Source organism: Pseudomonas sp. 18058 (assembly GCF_902706155.1).
Classification (GTDB): Bacteria; Pseudomonadota; Gammaproteobacteria; order Pseudomonadales; family Pseudomonadaceae; genus Aquipseudomonas; species Aquipseudomonas rustica.
The window spans coordinates 1-18,403 of sequence record NZ_CACSJY010000027.1 but is presented as its reverse complement, the minus strand read 5'-3'; the positions used below and the strand labels follow the sequence as shown (position 1 = coordinate 18,403).

Annotated in this window: 22 protein-coding genes; 11 read left to right on the top strand and 11 right to left on the bottom strand. The window is 58.8% G+C overall.

All coding sequences use genetic code 11. The features are described 5' to 3' along the window. Positions 1 to 53 precede the first annotated feature (53 nt). Positions 54 to 308: a type II toxin-antitoxin system HicA family toxin gene (locus GVL50_RS16030; RefSeq protein WP_082341402.1), complete on the top strand. Its 255-nt coding sequence runs from the start codon at positions 54 to 56 to the stop codon at positions 306 to 308. Beyond that, positions 305 to 637 carry a type II toxin-antitoxin system HicB family antitoxin gene (locus tag GVL50_RS16025; protein WP_053118080.1) on the top strand — a complete coding sequence of 111 codons (333 nt, stop codon included), beginning with the start codon at positions 305 to 307 and terminating at the stop codon, positions 635 to 637. Before GVL50_RS16030 ends, GVL50_RS16025 begins: the two co-directional genes overlap by 4 nt. Before the next feature lie 146 nt (positions 638 to 783). Here GVL50_RS16025 and GVL50_RS16020 read toward each other — a convergent pair whose 3' ends face one another. Both GVL50_RS16020 and GVL50_RS16015 read right to left on the bottom strand, forming a co-directional pair. Then, positions 784 to 990: a hypothetical protein gene (locus GVL50_RS16020; protein WP_053118083.1), complete on the bottom strand. Its 207-nt coding sequence runs from the start codon at positions 988 to 990 to the stop codon at positions 784 to 786. A 154-nt stretch (positions 991 to 1,144) separates the two neighbouring features. Next, positions 1,145 to 1,336, bottom strand: coding sequence for a DUF1508 domain-containing protein (locus GVL50_RS16015; protein ID WP_053118085.1), 192 nt, complete (start codon positions 1,334 to 1,336; stop codon positions 1,145 to 1,147). A 237-nt stretch (positions 1,337 to 1,573) separates the two neighbouring features. Here GVL50_RS16015 and GVL50_RS16010 point away from each other — a divergent pair, with 237 nt between their 5' ends. Together GVL50_RS16010 and GVL50_RS16005 are read left to right on the top strand one after the other, a co-directional pair. Continuing rightward, the gene (locus tag GVL50_RS16010) at positions 1,574 to 2,494 is read left to right on the top strand and encodes a LysR substrate-binding domain-containing protein (RefSeq protein WP_122591708.1); all 921 of its coding nucleotides are present in this window, start codon (positions 1,574 to 1,576) and stop codon (positions 2,492 to 2,494) included. A gap of 240 nt (positions 2,495 to 2,734) precedes the next feature. Continuing rightward, the gene (locus tag GVL50_RS16005) at positions 2,735 to 3,100 is read left to right on the top strand and encodes a 5-carboxymethyl-2-hydroxymuconate Delta-isomerase (protein WP_053118089.1); all 366 of its coding nucleotides are present in this window, start codon (positions 2,735 to 2,737) and stop codon (positions 3,098 to 3,100) included. 3 nt (positions 3,101 to 3,103) lie between these two features. Here GVL50_RS16005 and GVL50_RS16000 read toward each other — a convergent pair whose 3' ends face one another. Beyond that, positions 3,104 to 4,039 (bottom strand): LysR family transcriptional regulator, encoded by a 936-nt coding sequence (locus tag GVL50_RS16000; protein WP_159814171.1) that lies wholly within the window; start codon positions 4,037 to 4,039, stop codon positions 3,104 to 3,106. Between the two features lie 185 nt (positions 4,040 to 4,224). Next, positions 4,225 to 5,409, bottom strand: a complete 1,185-nt coding sequence (locus GVL50_RS15995) for a cyanate transporter (protein ID WP_159814169.1) — start codon at positions 5,407 to 5,409, stop codon at positions 4,225 to 4,227. A 387-nt stretch (positions 5,410 to 5,796) separates the two neighbouring features. On the opposite strand from GVL50_RS15995, the gene GVL50_RS15990 reads away from it, so the two are divergent. The 4 genes from GVL50_RS15990 to GVL50_RS15975 all read left to right on the top strand — a co-directional run bounded on the left by GVL50_RS15990 (position 5,797) and on the right by GVL50_RS15975 (position 10,150). Beyond that, positions 5,797 to 7,446, top strand: a complete 1,650-nt coding sequence (locus GVL50_RS15990) for a phosphoethanolamine transferase (RefSeq protein WP_159814167.1) — start codon at positions 5,797 to 5,799, stop codon at positions 7,444 to 7,446. Positions 7,447 to 7,688: 242 nt separating this feature from the next. Further along, entirely contained in the window at positions 7,689 to 8,822 is a 1,134-nt protein-coding gene (gene rnd / locus GVL50_RS15985) for a ribonuclease D (protein WP_159814165.1), read from the top strand. After that, positions 8,819 to 9,112, top strand: coding sequence for a YcgL domain-containing protein (locus GVL50_RS15980; RefSeq protein WP_007911350.1), 294 nt, complete (start codon positions 8,819 to 8,821; stop codon positions 9,110 to 9,112). The genes rnd and GVL50_RS15980 overlap by 4 nt, the downstream gene beginning before the upstream one ends. Before the next feature lie 105 nt (positions 9,113 to 9,217). Beyond that, on the top strand, positions 9,218 to 10,150 hold the full coding sequence (locus GVL50_RS15975; RefSeq protein ID WP_159814163.1) for a D-2-hydroxyacid dehydrogenase: 933 nt from the start codon (positions 9,218 to 9,220) through the stop codon (positions 10,148 to 10,150). 89 nt (positions 10,151 to 10,239) lie between these two features. Here GVL50_RS15975 and GVL50_RS15970 read toward each other — a convergent pair whose 3' ends face one another. Further along, complete coding sequence (locus GVL50_RS15970; RefSeq protein ID WP_053118102.1) at positions 10,240 to 10,833, bottom strand: nitroreductase family protein; 594 nt, start codon at positions 10,831 to 10,833, stop codon at positions 10,240 to 10,242. 165 nt (positions 10,834 to 10,998) lie between these two features. On the opposite strand from GVL50_RS15970, the gene GVL50_RS15965 reads away from it, so the two are divergent. Then, positions 10,999 to 11,448, top strand: coding sequence for a YcgN family cysteine cluster protein (locus tag GVL50_RS15965; protein ID WP_159814161.1), 450 nt, complete (start codon positions 10,999 to 11,001; stop codon positions 11,446 to 11,448). Between the two features lie 86 nt (positions 11,449 to 11,534). Continuing rightward, positions 11,535 to 12,764 carry a hypothetical protein gene (locus GVL50_RS15960; protein ID WP_159814159.1) on the top strand — a complete coding sequence of 410 codons (1,230 nt, stop codon included), beginning with the start codon at positions 11,535 to 11,537 and terminating at the stop codon, positions 12,762 to 12,764. A gap of 102 nt (positions 12,765 to 12,866) precedes the next feature. Here the strand turns inward: GVL50_RS15960 and GVL50_RS15955 are convergent, their stop codons facing one another. The 4 genes from GVL50_RS15955 to GVL50_RS15940 form a co-directional block, all read right to left on the bottom strand. Then, positions 12,867 to 13,244, bottom strand: a complete 378-nt coding sequence (locus GVL50_RS15955; protein WP_008087099.1) for a DUF2892 domain-containing protein — start codon at positions 13,242 to 13,244, stop codon at positions 12,867 to 12,869. Between the two features lie 81 nt (positions 13,245 to 13,325). Further along, positions 13,326 to 13,796: an RNA methyltransferase gene (locus GVL50_RS15950; protein ID WP_007911337.1), complete on the bottom strand. Its 471-nt coding sequence runs from the start codon at positions 13,794 to 13,796 to the stop codon at positions 13,326 to 13,328. 193 nt (positions 13,797 to 13,989) lie between these two features. After that, on the bottom strand, positions 13,990 to 14,361 hold the full coding sequence (locus GVL50_RS15945) for a YajD family HNH nuclease (protein ID WP_007911336.1): 372 nt from the start codon (positions 14,359 to 14,361) through the stop codon (positions 13,990 to 13,992). A 48-nt stretch (positions 14,362 to 14,409) separates the two neighbouring features. Further along, positions 14,410 to 15,096, bottom strand: coding sequence for a spermidine synthase (locus tag GVL50_RS15940; RefSeq protein WP_007911335.1), 687 nt, complete (start codon positions 15,094 to 15,096; stop codon positions 14,410 to 14,412). Between the two features lie 80 nt (positions 15,097 to 15,176). Between GVL50_RS15940 and GVL50_RS15935 the strand changes: the two genes are divergently transcribed. Further along, a complete protein-coding gene (locus GVL50_RS15935; protein ID WP_159814157.1) occupies positions 15,177 to 15,461 on the top strand; it encodes a hypothetical protein in 285 nt (94 codons plus the stop codon). On the opposite strand, the gene GVL50_RS15930 is transcribed toward GVL50_RS15935, so the two are convergent. Further along, positions 15,458 to 15,931, bottom strand: a complete 474-nt coding sequence (locus tag GVL50_RS15930) for a Crp/Fnr family transcriptional regulator (protein ID WP_159814155.1) — start codon at positions 15,929 to 15,931, stop codon at positions 15,458 to 15,460. The genes GVL50_RS15935 and GVL50_RS15930 overlap by 4 nt on opposite strands. Before the next feature lie 277 nt (positions 15,932 to 16,208). Continuing rightward, the gene (locus GVL50_RS15925; RefSeq protein ID WP_159814154.1) at positions 16,209 to 18,263 is read right to left on the bottom strand and encodes a S9 family peptidase; all 2,055 of its coding nucleotides are present in this window, start codon (positions 18,261 to 18,263) and stop codon (positions 16,209 to 16,211) included. Between the last annotated feature and the right edge of the window lie 140 nt (positions 18,264 to 18,403).

The window sequence follows — 18,403 nt, the reverse complement described above, 5'->3', positions numbered from 1 at the left end:
AGCGAGATTAATCGCAGCTGCCAAATATCGGTGCGGTATCATGATGTAATACTATGAACAATAAGCAACTTGGTACTCTTCAAGCCGTATATTCAAGACCGACTCCATCTACGCTGGAATGGACACGTATAGAGTCTCTTTTCAAAGCGGTAGGCGCCAAAGCTGTGGAGGGTAATGGTTCGCGTGTTCGGTTTGAGTTAAGCGGGGTCGTTGCTACCTTTCATCGTCCTCATCCAGACAAAGAAGCAAAGCCCTACCAGGTTCGTGATGCTCGGGCTTTTCTAGAACAAGCAGGAGTCATTCCGTGAACGTGATGAATTACAACGGGTATGCTGCCCGTATTGAATACAGTGACGAAGATGGTCTGTTTGTTGGTCACATCGCAGGAATCAAGGATGTCGTGGGATTCCACGGTGAATCAGTCAGAGAACTTAGAGCTGCCTTCGAGGAGGCAGTGAGCGATTATCTGGAAACGTGTGCAAAACTCGGTCGAGTGCCTCAGAAGCCTTATTCAGGCAATCTGAGCCTGCGATTGGCGCCAGCCCTTCATGCCACCGTTGCAGTGAAAGCTCAATTGGCTCGAAAAAGTATTAATCAGTGGGTGGCTGAAGTGCTTGACCGGGAAGCACACGCCTGACACGGCATGCTCGGCAGTTGACTGAGCCTTACCGTCCGCGTTGCTCTGGGTTTTCCGCGACTCATGGAAAAAAAGCCCCACAGACCCAAAGCCTGTGGGGCTTTTGCATTTCTGCGGGATCTACATCACCCCGCACTTCCAGCCCGTCAAGGCTGCGAGTGGCCCAACTTGCGCTTGATCAGTTCATACACATCCTTATGCGTCGAGTTGTGCAGCGTCTTGTCCTTGCAGGCCGAGCTGAGGAAGGTTTTCACTTCTTCCTTGGCGTGCGGGTAGAGGCTGGCGACGTAGTCGGCTTCGTGTGCTTGTGTGCAGTTAAAGTGCATGTCGTCTTTCGCTTTGTCTCTGGCCATGTCTGCGGCTCCTTTTTGAGTGTGAATGATCGGGAGAAAACAGGGCCGGATGGCCCCCTGCGTTGCTGAGCGTAGGGGTGCAAACGGAGCCCGCCAGTCATTCGGTCAAAAAAGGAAGTAGCTGTAGGACGCTGCCTTTTTCCAATTCACGCGGTTAAATTTCTTTTACCGGGGTTTCGCCCTGTACCGCTTTGATCAGCTCGATTACGTGCAAGCAATCCGCTTTGTTCACGTACGATTCGCCGCTGGCGATGGTTTCGTGATTGCCCGCGCGCAGCCTCCAGCGCCATTGGCCTTTGCCGGTGGTCGGGGTGCCGCGGGATTGCCTGTAAATCTCGAAATACATTCAGTTCGCTCCATGCGATAGACGTGTGCGCCAGCCTGTGTGGCGCATCGACGCAAGCCTAGCGCAGGCGGGTTTTTTGGCTACCGGACATTTGTTTCCAATCGTTGGCGGATGTTTCTGAAAGGCACAGACCAGAGCCCTCGAAGCGTTTGACGGTCAGCGGACGCATCGTGGCGATGGACGCCGCCCCCAACTGCTTTCTACACTGCCGGCAGTCTGGGGATCGGGGAGCAATGGATGAACCGCAATGAACTACGCAAGGCCGACATCAACCTGATGGTGGTGTTCGAGACCTTGATGCTGGAACGCAACGTAACCCGGGCGGCCGAGAAGCTGTTTCTTGGCCAGCCGACTATCAGTTCGGCGCTCAATCGTCTGCGCACAATGCTCAACGATCCGCTGTTCATCCGCGTCGGCCATCGCATGGAACCGACGGCTCGCGCTGAAGATATTTTCCGCCACCTCAAACCGGCGCTGGATTCGCTTTCAGTGGCGTTGAGCCTGACCCGCGATTTTGATCCCGCCGTGAGCACCATGACCTTCCGCATCGGTCTGTCCGATGACGTCGAGTTCGGTCTGCTACCACCGTTGCTGCGCGCCTTGCGTCAGGAAGCGCCGAACGTGGTGTTTGTGGTGCAGCACGTCGATTACTGGCGCATTCCCGATCTGCTCGCCGCCGGTGACATCACCGTCGGCATCAGCCAGACCCGTGGCTTGCCGGCGAATGCCAAGCGCAAACTGCTGCGGCACATTCAACCGAGCATCCTGCGTGCGGATGCTTCCGACACACCGCTGACCCTCGACGAATATTGTGCGCGGCCGCATGTGCTGGTTTCCCACACGGCGAATGTCAGTGGGTTTGCGGATGAGTGGCTGGCGGAACTGGGCCGCACCCGGCAGGTGGTTCTGTCGGTGCCGCAGTACAGCGCCTTGCCGGCGTTGTTGGCGGGCACCGATCTGATCGCCAGCCTGCCGGATTACACGGCGGCAGCGATGGCCACTTCGGGGTTGCTGTTCAAAGAGCCGTTCCCGTTCAAGACGCCGACGCTGGATCTGTCGATGGTCTGGCTCAGCCACGTCGACAGCGACCCCGCCGAGCGCTGGTTGCGTTCCCGGCTGGAGCAGTTCATGAGTGAACGGCCCGTCACCCCACCTTAAGCAACACCACAAATCCGCTTGTGGGAGCGGGCTTGCTCGCGAAAGCGCCGGGTCAGGCGATGCATTTGTAACTGATCCACCGCCTTCGCGAGCAAGCCCGCTCCCACAGGAGATTTTCGCTAAGCCGGTCATTGAGCGCTGGTATAAATCTTCGTCCGACATTCCGGAAAAAGCCGCGGAAGGGTAGGGCAGGGCTGTGTTATACGTACGACCTTTCTGCCGCCCGACTGGAGCCTCCCGATGCCACACCTGCACATGGAATACACCGCCAACCTGCCGCAGCTGAACGCCGACGTCGCGTTGATTCGCCTCAATAACACGCTGGTGGGTTCTGGTCAGTTCGCGGCGGAGTTCGATATCAAGAGCCGTGCGTTGAAGGTCGAAACCTTCAAGGTTGGCACGGCCATGAGCGAGCGCGGTTTTGTGGCGGTGAAGTTGGCGTTGCTCAGCGGGCGTTCAGCGGAGACCAAAAAACAGCTGTCGCAAAGTCTCTTGGCCGTGCTCCAGGATCTTTGTGAATGGCCGGCCGGTGTCGAGGTGCAGTTGAGTGTCGAGCTGATCGATATCGATCGCGAGTCCTACACAAAAACGGTCATCGGCGTGTAGGAATCAGGCCGCTTGCAGTTCACTGCACACCTTGACCACTTGTTCGCGCAGCCAGACGTTGGCGCTGTCCTGATCAACGCTCTGGCTCCATTGCATGTCGAGGGTGAACCCCGGCAAACCGTTCGGCGCCTCACAGTGATTGAACACCGCTTCGTTGGTCAGTAACCGCTGAATCCGCCGGGGCAGGGTGAGGATGAAATCGGTGCCAGTGATCATCTTCAACGCCGCGCTGTAACTGTTCGAACGCGCGACGATCTGACGTTTCTGCGCCTGTCGCGCCAGCCAGCCATCAACCATATTCGTCGTCGACGTCCACGGCGTCGGGAACACATGCCTGCGCTCGGTAAACGCTTGCAGACTCAGGCGCGGTTCCAACGGCGTCGCGCGTTTGTCGAAGACGCAGACCAGGTCATCTTCCAGCAACATGCGCGACTTCAAGTCCGTGTGGTGGCGGTGGAAGTTGGGGCCGAAACTGATGACCAGATCGAGGCTGCCATCGCGCAACTCATCGGCGGGCACATCGGTTTCGAACTTGTGCATGTTGACCATCACTGGCAAGTCATCGAAGTCGAAGCGCTTCAACAGGCGCGGCAAAATCAGTTGTTCGAAGTATTCCGGGGCGCAGATGTTGAAAGTGACCGCTTGCTGGCTCGGGTCAAATGTCGGTGCGCCGGCGTGGCAGAGGTTGATGCTTTCGAGGATTTTCTGCACATGGCCGTACATGCTGCTGGCCTTGTAGGTCGGGCGCATGCCGGTGCGGGTGTTGATGAAGAGTTCGTCTTCAAAACTGGTGCGCAGTTTTTTCAGGCAGTAACTGACGGTGGACTGACTGACGAACAACGTTTCCGAGACCTCGGTGACGCTGCTCTGCTCATACACGGCGATAAACACCATGAGATCCTGCATGTCGAGCTTTCGAAGCAAGTTACTGTTCAGCATCCGTTCCGTCCCGCTGTGCTCCTTGCGCTGAATCCGCGCAAACGTGTGCGAACGATCCTAACGGAACGATGGTACAAGGACAAAGGCTTGTAGGACGTTTCATGGACAGTTGTGGGACAGAAAGTTTTAGCAACACGACGTTACCGCTAAAACCGCTGAAAGCTGGCCAGAGGCCTGTAGCCCGATCACTGGAAGTGTTGCGAATAACGTCGCGGATCGAAGCGCAACACCATCAACGCCATGATCACCATCACGCCGGTCAGCGACCACCATGCCCATTCGAAACTGCCCAGTTGATCGCGGATCATCCCGGCGAGCAGCGGCGACAGGCCGGCAATCAGATAGCCGATGCCTTGCACGAAAGCGGTCAGGCCGCCAGCGTGTTGCGGGTTGTCGAGGTGATCGAGCGAGACGATCAGGCTCATCGGAAACAGTCCGCCGATGCCCAGACCCAACAGGCAGGGCCACAGCAGGCTGAGGTGTTGCGGGCTGAGGATCAGGCCGCAGAAACCGGCGATGATCAGTCCAAGGAGGGCCATCAGTACGATGCGTCGGTCGCGGCTGCGATTGGCGATGGCTGGCACTACCAGGCCGGAAATCACCTCCATGGCTGTCAGAAAACCTAACAGCAGGCCGGCGTTTTGTTCGCTCCAGCCTTTCTCCACGTAGTACGGTGCCAGCCAGGCGAGGACGCAGGTGTAGGACGCGGTGCCGAGGCCGAAGAAGATCGCGAGTAACCAGGCGCGGGAATGTTTGAAGAAGGTTTCTTTTCTGACTGAAGTGTTCGCGGTCGCAGGCAGGTTGCCGCGTTGCGACCACCAGAACAGCAAAGCCAACATTGCCAGGATTGCCCAAACGGCCAGTGCTATCCGCCAACTGCCGGTGCTGATAAGCACCAACGGTGCGAAGGACGCAGCAATGGCGGCGCCGCCCATGATCGAGGTGACGTACAAACCCATGCACAGGGCGACGTTGTCGGGGAAACGCGATTTGATCAATGCCGGCATCAACGCTTGAATCAGTGCAATGCCTATACCGGCCAGAATTGCGCTGACAATCAACTCGGCGGCGGAATCGATAAATAGCCGTGAAAACGTTGCCAGACCGATGATCAACAGCGACCACAGCACCGTGCGTCGTTCGCCCAGTCGTTGGCTGATACCGATGCCGAAAAACATCGCCAGTCCCATCGCCATCACCGGCAGCATGGTCAGCAGTGAGGCGAGGCTGAAGCTCAACGGGATGTCGCCGCGAATCGCCGACAGCAATGGCCCGACCGCCGCCATCGAAGGGCGCAAATTGAGGGCTACCAGCATGACGGCGAGCATCAGCCAGACAGCGGGACGGGCAGTGGCGCGGACGTTTTCCATCTTCAAACCTTGGGGCAGGGCAGATGATTAGGCGCGGAGCCCTATGATTCGGGCAAATCAGAAAACCCCCGGCCTTACCTAAAAATCAAATACCCGCCGGTTCCTGTAGGAGCTGTCGAGTGAAACGAGGCTGCGATCTTTTGACTTTGTCTTAACGGCAAGATCAAAAGATCGCAGCCTTCGGCAACTCCTACAGGGGTTGTTGGCTGAATAAAAGCTGAACCATTCCCAAATACTCCACAAGTTTCAGACTTTGCTCTCAGTCCAACTAATCGTTGGCGTCTTTTTCACAAAAAATTGATGGTTGCCTGCCTAAAGTTTGTCATGCCTTGGTTAATGAATTTTTCACAACTAACCAAGGGTTCTTTTCAGGAACTGCCCCTCATCATGTTGAAGTTAAAAGCCGTGCGCCCGGAATGGGTGACGTTGATTGCCAGCGCCTTTCTTTTGATCGGTTTTAACGTTGTGCTCTGGCAGCACCTGTTCGACATCACCGCGTCAGACGGCAAGGGCATTGCCATGCGCGTGGCGTTTGGGGTGATGATCTTCGCGGCGTTCAACATCGTGCTGACCTTTCTGGCCTTCCGCCCGCTGCTTAAACCCGTGCTGACGCTGATGTTTTTGATCAGCGCTGGTGTGGCTTATTTCATGAGCCAGTATGGCGTCATGATTGACCCGGGCATGTTGCGTAACTTTGCCGAAACCAATGCCACGGAAGTGCGCGATCTGCTCTCGTTGAAGTTGTTTATTTATATTTTCTTTCTCGGTGTTTTGCCGTCGTTATTGTTGTGGAAACTGCCGATTAATTATCGGCGCTGGCACCGCGAGTTGTTGAGCAAGGTTATTGTCAGTGCGGCCTCGGTGGCGGTGATTGGTGGTGTGGCATTGGCCAACTATCAGGGTTTGTCGTCGTTGTTTCGCAATCACCACGAAATTCGCTTGATGCTGGTGCCGAGCAACTACATTGGCGCCACGGCCGGTTACCTGCGTGAACAAGTGGCCTCGGCCGAGCAACCGTTCGTCAAAATCGGCGAGGACGCCGAGCGCAATCCAGATGTAAAACTTGAGCCGCGCAAATCCCTGACTGTATTGGTGGTCGGCGAAAGTGCCCGCGCCGAGAACTTCGGCATCCTCGGCTATAACCGTGACACCACACCAAAACTCGACAAGGAAACCGGGCTGATCGCGTTTACCGACGTGCATTCCTGCGGCACGGAAACTGCCGTCTCGGTGCCGTGCATGTTCTCTAACATGGGCCGCAAGAACTACGATGCGAGCAAGGCAAAGAACGAGGAAGGCCTGCTCGACGTACTCAAACGGGCCGGCATCGATGTGATCTGGCGCGATAACCAGTCCGGCTGCAAAGGCACGTGTGATCGCGTCACCGTGCAGGATGTCAGCAACCTGAAAGACCCGGCACTGTGCGCCAACAGCGAATGCCGCGATGAAATCCTGCTGCAAGGGCTGCAGAGTTTTATCGATCACCTGGACAAAGACACTGTGCTGGTTCTGCACCAGATGGGCAGTCACGGTCCGGAATACTTCAAGCGTTATCCAAAGGAGTACGAGCACTTCACGCCGGTCTGTGAAAGTAACGCCCTGAACAATTGCAGCCGCGAAAGTATCGTCAACGGTTACGACAACACGCTAGTGTACACCGACCATGTGCTGTCGAGTCTGATCGATGTGTTGCGCAACAATCAGGACAAAGTCGATACCGCGATGTTGTACCTGTCCGATCACGGCGAGTCGCTGGGTGAGTACAACCTGTTCCTGCATGGCACGCCGTATATGCTGGCGCCGGAACAACAGAAGCACGTGGCGATGCTGGCGTGGTTCTCCGACAACTATCAAAAGTCCTACTCGGTCGACACCCATTGCCTGCAAATGAGCCGCGATAAACCGCTGAGTCAGGACAACCTGTTCCACTCGATGCTCGGTTTGCTCGAAGTGAAGAGTTCGGTGTATCAACCGGATCTGGACATGTTTGCCGGTTGCCGCGGGTCAGTGATCGACGGCGTGCTGGCCAAGGACTGAAGCATTCCCCTGTAGGAGCTGCCGCAGGCTCGGGCCGCGATCGGACGATCTTTTGATCCTGTTTTTGAAGATCAAAAGATCGCAGCCTGCGGCAGCTCCTACAGGTGATGGCCCCGTTTGATCCTTCTGTCAGACTATTCTTGCCAATTGGCAGGACATTTCGTTACAGCTCTTGCCCTTCGCAGGCGCGTAAATCGCCGGTGGCGATATATACTGCGCGCCATTCTTCAAGGGAGAGCCGTGTGGCCATCGATATTCACTGGATTCGCGACAACGAAAGCCTCGCGCAGTTTTGCGCCGAGTGGCAGCAGCTGCCGTTCGTTGCCCTCGACACCGAATTCATGCGGGTCGACACCTTCTACCCGATTGCCGGCCTGTTGCAGATTGGCGACGGTAAACGCGCCTACCTGATCGATCCGCTGACCATCAATGCCTGGCAACCGCTGGCAGCACTGCTGGAAAATCCGGCGGTGCTGAAAGTCCTGCACGCCTGCAGCGAAGACCTCGAAGTGCTGTTGCGTCTGACCGGTAGCCTGCCGGCGCCGATGTTCGATACACAATTGGGCGCGGCCTATCTGAACCTCGGTTTCTCCATGGGCTATTCGCGCCTGGTGCAAGCGGTGCTGGGCATCGAACTGCCGAAGGGCGAAACCCGTTCCGACTGGTTGCAGCGTCCGTTGTCCGACACGCAGATCAGCTACGCCGCTGAAGATGCCGTGCATCTCGCGGAAGTTTTCGTACAGCTGCGACCGAAGCTGTCCGACGACAAGTTCGCCTGGGTGCTGGAGGACGGCGCCGAACTGGTGGCCAACCTGCGCCGCGAAACCGATCCGTACGAGGTTTACCGCGAAGCCAAACTGGCGTGGAAACTCTCCCGTGCACAGCTCGCGGTATTGCGCGAGCTGTGCGCATGGCGTGAAACCGAAGCGCGTGCCCGCGACCTGCCGCGCAACCGCATCGTCCGTGAGCATTCGCTGTGGCCGTTGGCTCGCACGCAACCGGACAACCTCGCCGCGCTGGGCAAGATCGAAGACATGCACCCGCGTACCGTGCGTCAGGACGGTCAATTTCTGCTTGATCTGATCAAGCGCTCTGGCAGTGTGGGCCCTGATCAATGGCCGCCTGCCGTCCCGGAGCCGTTGCCGATCGAAGCTGCCGCGTTGATTAAACAACTGCGTGCGATGGGTCAGGCCGAGGCCGAGCGCCTCGACATCGCGCCGGAGCTGATGCTACGCAAGAAAACCCTCGAAGCGCTGGTCAAAAGTGGCTACCCCGAGGGTCCTTACCAATTGCCTGAGTCGCTGCGTGGCTGGCGCCGCGAACTCATGGGTCAGAAGCTGCTCGACAGCCTGGCCACCGCCGGAGAACAGCCTTGAAACGTATTTGTTCCATCTACCAAAGCTCGAAGCGCAGCGGCATGTACCTTTACGTGCTGAAAAGTGATGCACTCGAGCGCGTGCCGGAAGCGCTGATGCTGGCGTTCGGCAAGCCGAAACATTCATTTGACCTGGTGCTGTCGCCTGAGCGCAAATTGGCCAGCGAAGACATCGTCGTCGTGCTGGAAAACCTCGACAAGCAGGGCTATCACCTGCAAATGCCGCCGGCCGAGGACGAGTACATCGAGCACTTGCCCGAAGAGTTGCTGCGACGCAACGACCCGGTCTGATCTGCGAGGCCCTGTTCTGGGCCTCGATTAACCCAGGAAATGTTTTTACCGCGACGGTCGCCCGACATCCGGCGACCGTCTGCACGGTTTGCGAAAGGTTTGAAGATGCGCGTTCTGATTGCCGAACACGACCACGCGATATACGCCCGGCTGCTGCGTCAGGCAGTGCCCGAGCTTGAAGTGCTGACCAGTGGCGACTCCGCCGAACTGGCGCGGCTGGCCGCTGATTGCCCGGTGTGGCTGGGTCAGCCGGATCTGCTGGCGACCCTGTTGCGTCAGGGCCACCAGCCACAATGGCTGCAATCGACCTGGGCCGGCATCACGCCGCTGCTTGCCGATGGCTTGCGCCGCGATTATCGCCTGACCCGCGCCGTAGGCATTTTCGGCCAGGTGATGGCTGAATACGTTTTGACCTACATGCTCGGTCACGAGCGCGAGGTATTGGCGCGACTGGTCAGCCAGGTCGAGCGCAAGTGGGACAACCGCACCGGCCAGAGTCTGGTCGGGCGCAAGGTGCTGATCGTCGGTACTGGCGACATCGGCCAGAGCGTGGCGCAGTTCCTGTTGCCGTTCGGCGTCGAATTGTACGGCATCGCCAGCAGTGCTCGCGAGCAGGCGCCGTTCGTTGAAGTCGGTTCGATGGCGGATCTGCCACGGCTGGTTGGCGAAGTGGATTACGTGGTCAATCTGCTGCCGAACACCGAACATACCCACGATATCTACGACGCGGCGCTGTTCAAGCAATTCAAGCCGACCGGGTTGTTCATCAACGTCGGGCGCGGTGTGGCCGTGGTTGATGCGGATTTGGTCGAGGCGCTGAAGGAAGGACATCTGGCGGGCGCGGTAATCGACGTCTGCCGTCAGGAGCCGTTGCCGCAACGTCACCCGTTCTGGACGGCCTGGGGCTTGCTGCTGACCGGGCACAGCTCGGCACCGACTTCACCGGCGCTGATGGTGCAGCTGTTCGTCGACAACCTGAAGGCCTATCAGGCGAGCGAGATATTGCGCGGGGAAGTGGATTTCAATCGCGGGTATTGAGTTGACATCAAAAGATCGCAGCCTGCGGCAGCTCCTACAGAGGTACATATTCCCCTGTAGGAGCTGCCGAAGGCTGCGATCTTTTGCTTTTAGAGGGTGAAGTCGCCTTCAGCCGCCAGTTCGCTCAGCGGACGACGCGGGCTTGGCTCTTCGCGTGCTTGCAGGTAGTCCGCCAGCGTCGCCTTGTCTCCCAGCTTGCCTACCGCAACAGCGGCATGCAGCGCATAACCTTCAGGAATATTCAGCTCTTTACGCGTCAGCTCCTGATCGAAGCCGGCCATGCCGTGGGTGTGCCAGCCGCTGATGCTCGCTTGCAGCGCCAGATGGCCCCACGCCGAACCGGTGTCGAAGGTGTGCCACAACGCCGGGGTTTCTTCGGTCGCGCCCGGTGCAGTGAAGGTGGTTTTCGAAATCACGATCACCAGTGCCGACGCATGCTGCGCCCAACTACGGTTGAATTCATTGAGCAGGCCCAGATAACGCTGCCAGTTCGGTGTGTCGCGGCGCGCGTAGAGGAAGCGCCATGGCTGCGAGTTGTACGCCGACGGTGCCCAGCGGGCGGCTTCGAAGAAGCTCAGCAGGGTCTCTTCCGGGATCGCTTCACCGGTGAAGGCGCGCGGCGACCAACGGTCGGTGAACTGCGGGTGAATGGCGTATTCGGCAACGCGAGGGTTGGCACTCATCAAGAGATTCCTGGCTACGTTTGAGTAAATGAATTCGAGGCAAAACCCTACTCGGCAGCGCTGAGGCTGACAAGCGCGATTTACCGACAGTCGCCAGCGCTTGGCCCGCGCGGCCCGGGGCACTAGACTGGCGGCCTTTCACCACCTGATGTTGATGCTTGAGCCATGGCCGCCGAAGTCGAACCGTTCTGGAAACACAAAACCCTTGATCAACTGGATCACCAGGAATGGGAATCGCTGTGCGACGGCTGTGGTCTGTGCTGCCTGCAAAAACTCGAGGATGAAGAAGACAACAGCGTCTATTACACGCGCATCGCCTGCAAACTGCTGGATCTGAACACCTGCCAGTGCAGCGATTACCCGAATCGCATCAAGTTTGTCCCGGATTGCATCCAGCTCACCCCGGGCCAGGCCGAAGAATTCAAATGGCTGCCGCCGACCTGCGGCTATCGACTGGTCAGTGAGGGCAAGGATCTGCCGTCGTGGCATCACTTGGTGTGTGGTGATCGCGAGGCAGTGCACCACGAACGAATTTCACAATCCGGGCGTATGCTCGCCGAAGGCAGCGTGCCGGAAGATGACTGGGAAGATCACCTGATTTTCCGCGCTGGCTAACGGGATAACCTGTAGCGAGGGAGCTTGCTCCCGATATTGAGTGCGCAGCACTCACACAATAATTCTGACTGCCACAAGGAGTGGGTATGGCTGCGGGTTTGCTGCGAGCGTTGCTGATCGGTCTGCTGATGTTCAGTGCGCCCGTCTGGGCAGCAAAAAAAGTCGATCTCGATTACCACATTCGCCTGTTGCCACAAAGCGATCAGGCCGAAGTGCGCCTGACCCTGGCCAAAGGCGAAGCCGTGCGCAGCCTCGATTTCGACCTTGGCGACGGCAGCCATTACAGCGACTTCAAAGCCGATGGCCAATGGCTGCTGACTCCCGGCAAACACGCGCGCGGCGTCTGGCGCCCGACCAGTGCCAAGGCCAGCCTGACCTACCGCGTGCGCATCAGCCACGGCCGCAAAAACGGCAGCTTCGACACCCGCATGACGCCGAGCTGGGCGCTGCTGCGCGGTGATGAACTGGTGCCGCCAGCCAAACTCGATCAGCAGGACGGCACGGAACTGGTCTCGCGCCTGCAATTCGAATTGCCCGATGGCTGGAAAAGCGTCGAAACCGCCTGGCCAAGAATCGGCAAAAATAAATTCCGCATCGACAACCCTTCACGCCTGTTCGACCGCCCGACCGGCTGGATGCTCGCCGGCAAGCTCGGCAGCCGTCGCACGCGCCTAGGCGAAACCGAAGTCACCGTCGCCTCACCGCAAGGGCAGGGCATGCGGCGCATGGATGTACTGACGTTGCTGACCTTCGTCTGGCCGCAGGTGCAGGCGGTTTATCCACGTCATCCGGCCAAGCTGCTGATCGTCGGCGCCAACGACCCGATGTGGCGCGGCAGCCTCGGTGCGCATGAATCGATCTACGTGAACACGCGCTTGCCGCTGGTCAGTGAAAGCGGCAGCAGTGCGCTGATGCGTGAACTGGCGCAGGTGTTTGGGCGGATCAACGACGAGCAGCGCAGCGACTGGATCAGCGAAGGCTTTGCCGAGTATTACGCGATCGAACTGCTGCGCCGTGCCGGTGGCATGAGTGATGAGCGCTATCAGAGTCTGCAGGCGAAACTGGCGAGGGACAGCCAGAAAGTCACGACACTGCGCGGTGAGCAGATCAGCCCGGCGCAGGTAGCAAAAGCGGTGATTGTGTTGCAGGAACTGGATCGCGAGATTCGTTTGAAGACCCGCAATAAACGTTCGCTGGATGACGTGTTACGCGGGGCGATGCATTTGGGGACGGTGAGTACTAAAGAGTTTGTGCAATTGGCTGAGAGCGTGCTCGGCGAGTCCTCTAAAGTCCTTGATACCGAGTTACTACAGTAATACCGCTTTCGCGAGCAAGCCCGCTCCCACAGGGGAATGCATTTCAAATGTGGGAGCGGGCTTGCTCGCGAAGGCGCCATCAGCCCCAGCGCAAATGCTGGATCAAACCCCGGCTTTCGGCGATTTCACCGAATCATTCCCGGTCACTGTCGCCGAACTGGTCGCCGCTTCCGCATTCGCCTTCAGCTTGCTCAACTCTTCCCCGGCACGTTCGATCTTCGCCCGCACGTTGTTCATGTCCTGACGGCTTTTCTCGATCAGGCTTTTCACCGAGCTGTGCCCGGTAATACCGCGCGCCATGGCCACGCCGCCAATCGCCACCTGAATCAAACCGAACACACCGCCACGGCGCAGGCCCTTGCCGACCATGATCACTCCACCGGCCAGCGAGCCGATGCGCTCCCAGCCTTCGACGTTCTGCTCGGAACGGCTCTGAAACGGGGTGGATTCGATACGCTCGACGCGTTTGAGCTCGGTCATGATCTTTCTCCAGGCTATGAGTAATGGATAAATAAGCTGACTGCGCGAGCGGTCAGCTTGTTCCATCGGATGTGCGACGCTTCAGCGGAATTTCGGCCCGGAGCGCGTATTCAGGCCTTTGGCCATGCGGTCGTAGAGCACGACGTTGACGGTGGCAGCGAGGTTCATGCAGCCGGTGGTCGGGATGTACACGACGTCTTCGCACCAGTCGCGGATCTCTTTGTCCAGCGAACCGTCTTCGGGGCCGAAGATGTACAGGGCGCGATCCGGGTGGGTGTATTCCGGCAGCGGGCGGGCGCCTTCGACCAGTTCCACGGCGACGGGCACGCAGTTGAGCGGGAGGATCTTTTTCAGATCATCGATGCCGATCAGCGGGATGTCGTAGTGCACGCGTTTGGTGTCGGTGACGAAATCGGCGGCGCGTTCATAACGTTTGCCGGTGTAGAACACCGATGCGACGCCATAGCAGCCTGCGGCGCGCATCACCGAACCGACGTTCTCCGGTGATTTGGGGTTATACAAACCAATGCAGCTGTACCGTTTGTCTGCCACGAGCGGGGTGCCTTCGGGAAAAAAGAGCGCGATTATACGGGGATTGGGCGGTTGTGGTCAGATCATGGATTGGCGGTGTCTGGACGGCCGCCTTCGCGAGCAAGCCCGCTCCCACATTGGTTTTGTGTACGCCACAGATCCAATGTGGGAGCGGGCTTGCTCGCGAAGGGGCCAGTCAGACCCATACAGATCTCTAATCTTCTTTCTTCATCAACCCGGCCAGCGCGGCAAACGGGTTGTGCGTGGCCTTGGCAATTTTCGGCGTGCTCAGCGAGCCTTCGCTGAAGTACTGCTGATCGGTATAACGCGAGTGCTCGTTATCGTGGCAGTACAGGCACAACAGCTCCCAGTTCGAGCCGTCCTGCGGGTTGTTGTCGTGGTTGTGATCGCGGTGGTGCACGGTCAGTTCGCTCAGGCGTTTGCCGGAAAATTCACGGGTGCAGCGGCCACAGACGTGCGGGTACATCTTCAGGGCTTTGTCGCGGTAGCCCATTTCCTTGTCGCGCTGGTTGTCGGCGAGGATGCGATCCAGCTTCGACGTGTTGGTTGGGGTGGACGAACTCATGGGTTCACCTTTGTAAAAGACTAATGACGGTTATGCGCAGAGTTTAGCTCAGCCTTTGAGCTTCTCGGCAATCCAGATCGTGTGGCGCGTGCCCTTGTTGCCGTGGGCGAAGACCTGGACTTCTTCGGCCTTGAAACCGGCCTTCTTCAATTTGTCGGAAAACAGCCGATCAGCGCTGGCCGACCACACCGCCAACACGCCTTTCGGGCGTAGGGCCTTGGCGCAGGCATTCAGACCAGCGGCGGAGTACAGCCAGCTGTTGGCTTTCTGAGTCAGACCTTCGGGGCCGTTGTCGACGTCAAGCATGATTGCGTCGAAACCATTCGGCTCGCTTTGCAGCACTTTGGCCACGTCTTCCTGACGGATGACGGTGCGCGGATCCAGCAGCGGACGACCGGACTTCTCGCCGAGCGGGCCACGGTTCCACTCGACCACGCCGGGCACCAATTCGGCGACCACTACTTCAGCGGTCTTGCCCAGATGCTTGAGCGCGGAGGCGAGGGTGAAGCCCATGCCCAGACCGCCGATCAGCACCCGCGAATCCGGCCGCCCGGCGACTTTGCGGCAAGGAATCTCGGCCAGCGCATCTTCGGAGCCGTGCATGCGCGTGTTCATCAATTGCCCGCCGTCGCCGCCCTGAATCTTGATGACGAAGTCCTCGCCATACTCGAACAGGCACAGGGCACCGCCGCTTTCGGGGATCGGGGTGGTGTCGAGCAGAACGAAACGTTTCATGGAAATCTCTACAAGGGGGAAGGCAAGCGGGCCCGTTGGGAGTAGCCTGAGCGCAGACTAGAGGCCAAACGGAGCCCTTGATGAAGCGCACCATTCTAACGGTCATTGCCCTGGCCGCGCTCTCGATTACTGCAGTGCAGGCGCAGCAGACCATTCCGGTCAGCCCGACGCCGCAGCCCGGCGCGCCCGGTACCGCAACACCGACACCGTATCCGCAGATCACCCCGATCAACATTCCCAAATCGGGTGCCGGCAGTGGCAGCCCGCCGCTGGTGCCGATTGAAATGCCGACTCCGCCGAACAAAGATCAGCCAGTGCCGGGCATTGAACCGAGCGGCAGCAGGGCTAAATCGCCTGGCGGTTAGACCTGTTGTGCCGCCAGTTGGCCGTCGGCCATGCGCAGGCGTTTCGACAATGAGACGGCGAGGGCGCGGATGATCTTCGCGGCGATCTTCGGCGCGTCGTTGAGCATTTTTTCCAGCGAATCCTTGCCGAGGTTCAACAGTTGGCAGTTGCTCGCAGCGATGCAGGTGGCTGAGCGCCGTTCGCCGTCGAGCACGGCCATTTCACCGAAGGCGCGGCCGCTGCGCAGAGTGGCCATGGTGATGATCTGACCGTCGGGCCCGGTTTTCTGCACGGCGACCTGACCGGTGTGGAGGATGCACATGAAACTGCCGGCATCGCCCTCGCGGAATATCGCCTCGCCTTCCGCCACGGTGCTGATGCTGAAGTAGCCCGAGGCGGCGGCGAAGTCGGCCAGTTGCAATTGATCGAACAGGCCACAGTCCATCAGCCAGTCGCGGATTTCGTTGTTCAGGAAGGTTGGTTCTGACATGTCGGTGCGGTCTTTATTGTTTTCACATTTCAAGGCTATACACGGATCCCATAGGAACGGGCTTTTGTGGCGAGGGGATTTATCCCCGATGGGCTGCGAAGCGGCCCAAAATCTTGCCAGCGCGATTCTGCTGAAACTCCGCGATGACCGAATTTGCGACTGCTGCACAGCCGATCGGGGATAAATCCCCTCGCCACAATGGGCAGTTTTCACAAGGGATCAGTGGGTATCGGCCACAAGGGTCTGGAATTAAGACCCAAGTGACCGACGGAGTTCCTCAGGCCAGGCCCAAAACCTTGAAGACAAATGCATATTCGAGTGCTACGTCACGTAATCCCTGATAACGCCCGCTCATCCCGCCATGCCCGGCGCCCAGCTCTGTTTTGAGCAGCAACAGATTGTCGTCGGTTTTGCTCGCGCGCAATTTCGCCACCCACTTGGCTGCTTCCCAATACTGCACGCGGCTGTCGTTGTAGCCGGCGATCACCAGTGTCGCGGGATAGGCCTGCGCAGTGACGTTTTCGTACGGCGCGTACGCCTTGATCCGCTCGTAAACTTCCGGCTCCTCAGGATTGCCCCACTCGTCATATTCGGTGACGGTCAGCGGCAGCTCCGGGTCGAGCATGGTGTTGAGTACGTCGACGAACGGCACTTCGGCAATCGCCACGCCAAACAAATCCGGACGCTGATTCAATACCGCGCCAATCAACAGGCCACCAGCGCTGCCGCCGCTGATCGCCAGTTTTTCAGCCGTGGTGATGCCGTTGAGGATCAAGAATTCGGCGCAGGCAATGAAGTCGCTGAAGGTGTTCTGTTTGTGTTCCTGCTTGCCGGCGCGATACCACGCCTCACCCAACTCTCCGCCGCCGCGCACGTGGGCGATGGCGAAGGCCATGCCGCGATCGAGCAGACTCAAACGCGCATGGGAAAACCATGGATCCAGGCTCGAACCGTAAGCGCCATAACCGTACAGATACAGCGGCACCGGTTTGCCGAGCATTTCGCGCTTCATCACCAGGCTGATCGGCACTTGTGTACCGTCCGGCGCAGTGGCCCACAGGCGCTGGCTGACGTAAGCGTCGGCGTCGAACGGGCCGAGCACCGGCGTTTCCTTCAGCACGGTTTGTTCGCCAGTGGCGAGGATCAACTGGCGCACCTGAGCCGGGCGATTCAACGCTTCATAGCGCAGACGAATGCGATCGCTCTCGAATTCCAGGCTGTTTTGCACATAGAGGCTGTAGGCCGCGTCCGGTAATTGCACGCGATAAGGCGCCAGGCCTTGTGGGTGAACTTCGATGATCGGCAGACCACCTTCGCGCAAACTCAGGGTCATGGCTTCGGTGTTGAGGCTGACGCCGTCGAGCATCACCGTGTCGCTGTGCGGGATCAGGTTTTGCCAGTCGGCTTCGGTCGGCGCGATGCCGGTATCCGGCGCCTGATACAGCGCGTAGTTGATGCCGTCGCGGTTGGTGCGGATAAACCATGTCCATGCGCCGTCGAGCAGGCCGTGGTCGACGTCGTATTCGTGATCTTCAACCCGTGGCGCCAGGCAAGTGAACGGCAAGTGCGGCTGATTGGCATCGAGCACCCAGACTTCGCTGGTGGTCTTGCTGCCCAGCGACAGCAGCAATTGCTGCTCGGAGCTGGAACGGTAGCAATGCAGGAAAAAGCGACCGTCCGTCTCAGTGAAGACTTCTTCAGCGGCGGTGCCATCGAGGCGATAGCGCAGTAGTTTGTGCGGACGATGGGTGTCGTCGAGTTCGCCGAAGAACAGGGTCAGGCTGTCGTTGGCCCAGGTCATGCTGCCGTCGCAGTCTTCGAATTCCAGTTCGCTGACCTTGTCGTTGGACAGTTCTTTGACGAACAGCGTGTAAATCTCATCGCCCGTGGCGTCGACGCTGTAGGCCAGCCGCTGGTGATCGGGGCTGATGCTGAACGCGCCCAGCGAGAAGAACCCGCCATTGGCCAGTACGTTCGGGTCGAGCAACAGTTGTTCGCGACTTTCATCAAGGGTCAGGCTGTCGTCGGCCGGACGCGGGCAGCGGTAGTGCCGCGCGTATTCGTCGCCAGCGGTGGTGCGCGTGTAATACAGGTACGGGCCCCATGGCGAGGGCAGGGACAGGTCGGTTTCGAGAATCCGGCCCTTGATCTCTTCGAACAGCGTTTCGCGCAGCTCGGCCTGATCGGCGGTTTGCGCTTCCTGCCAGGCGTTTTCAGCCTTGAGGTAATCAAGCACCGCGTCGGTGTCGCGTTCCTGCAGCCAGGCATACGGGTCGGCGCCGGGCGCCTTGTGGGCAATCGGAGCACTGCTGACGTTGGCGAATTGGGGCATGGAAGGCTCTCGAACAAAAAAATACGGAATAGGGTTTTCGCAGCTCTGGAATCCGCCGCAGACCCATGTGGGAGCGGGCTTGCTCGCGAAAGCGGTGTGTCAGATGACATTTGTTTCACTGACCCACCGCTTTCGCGAGC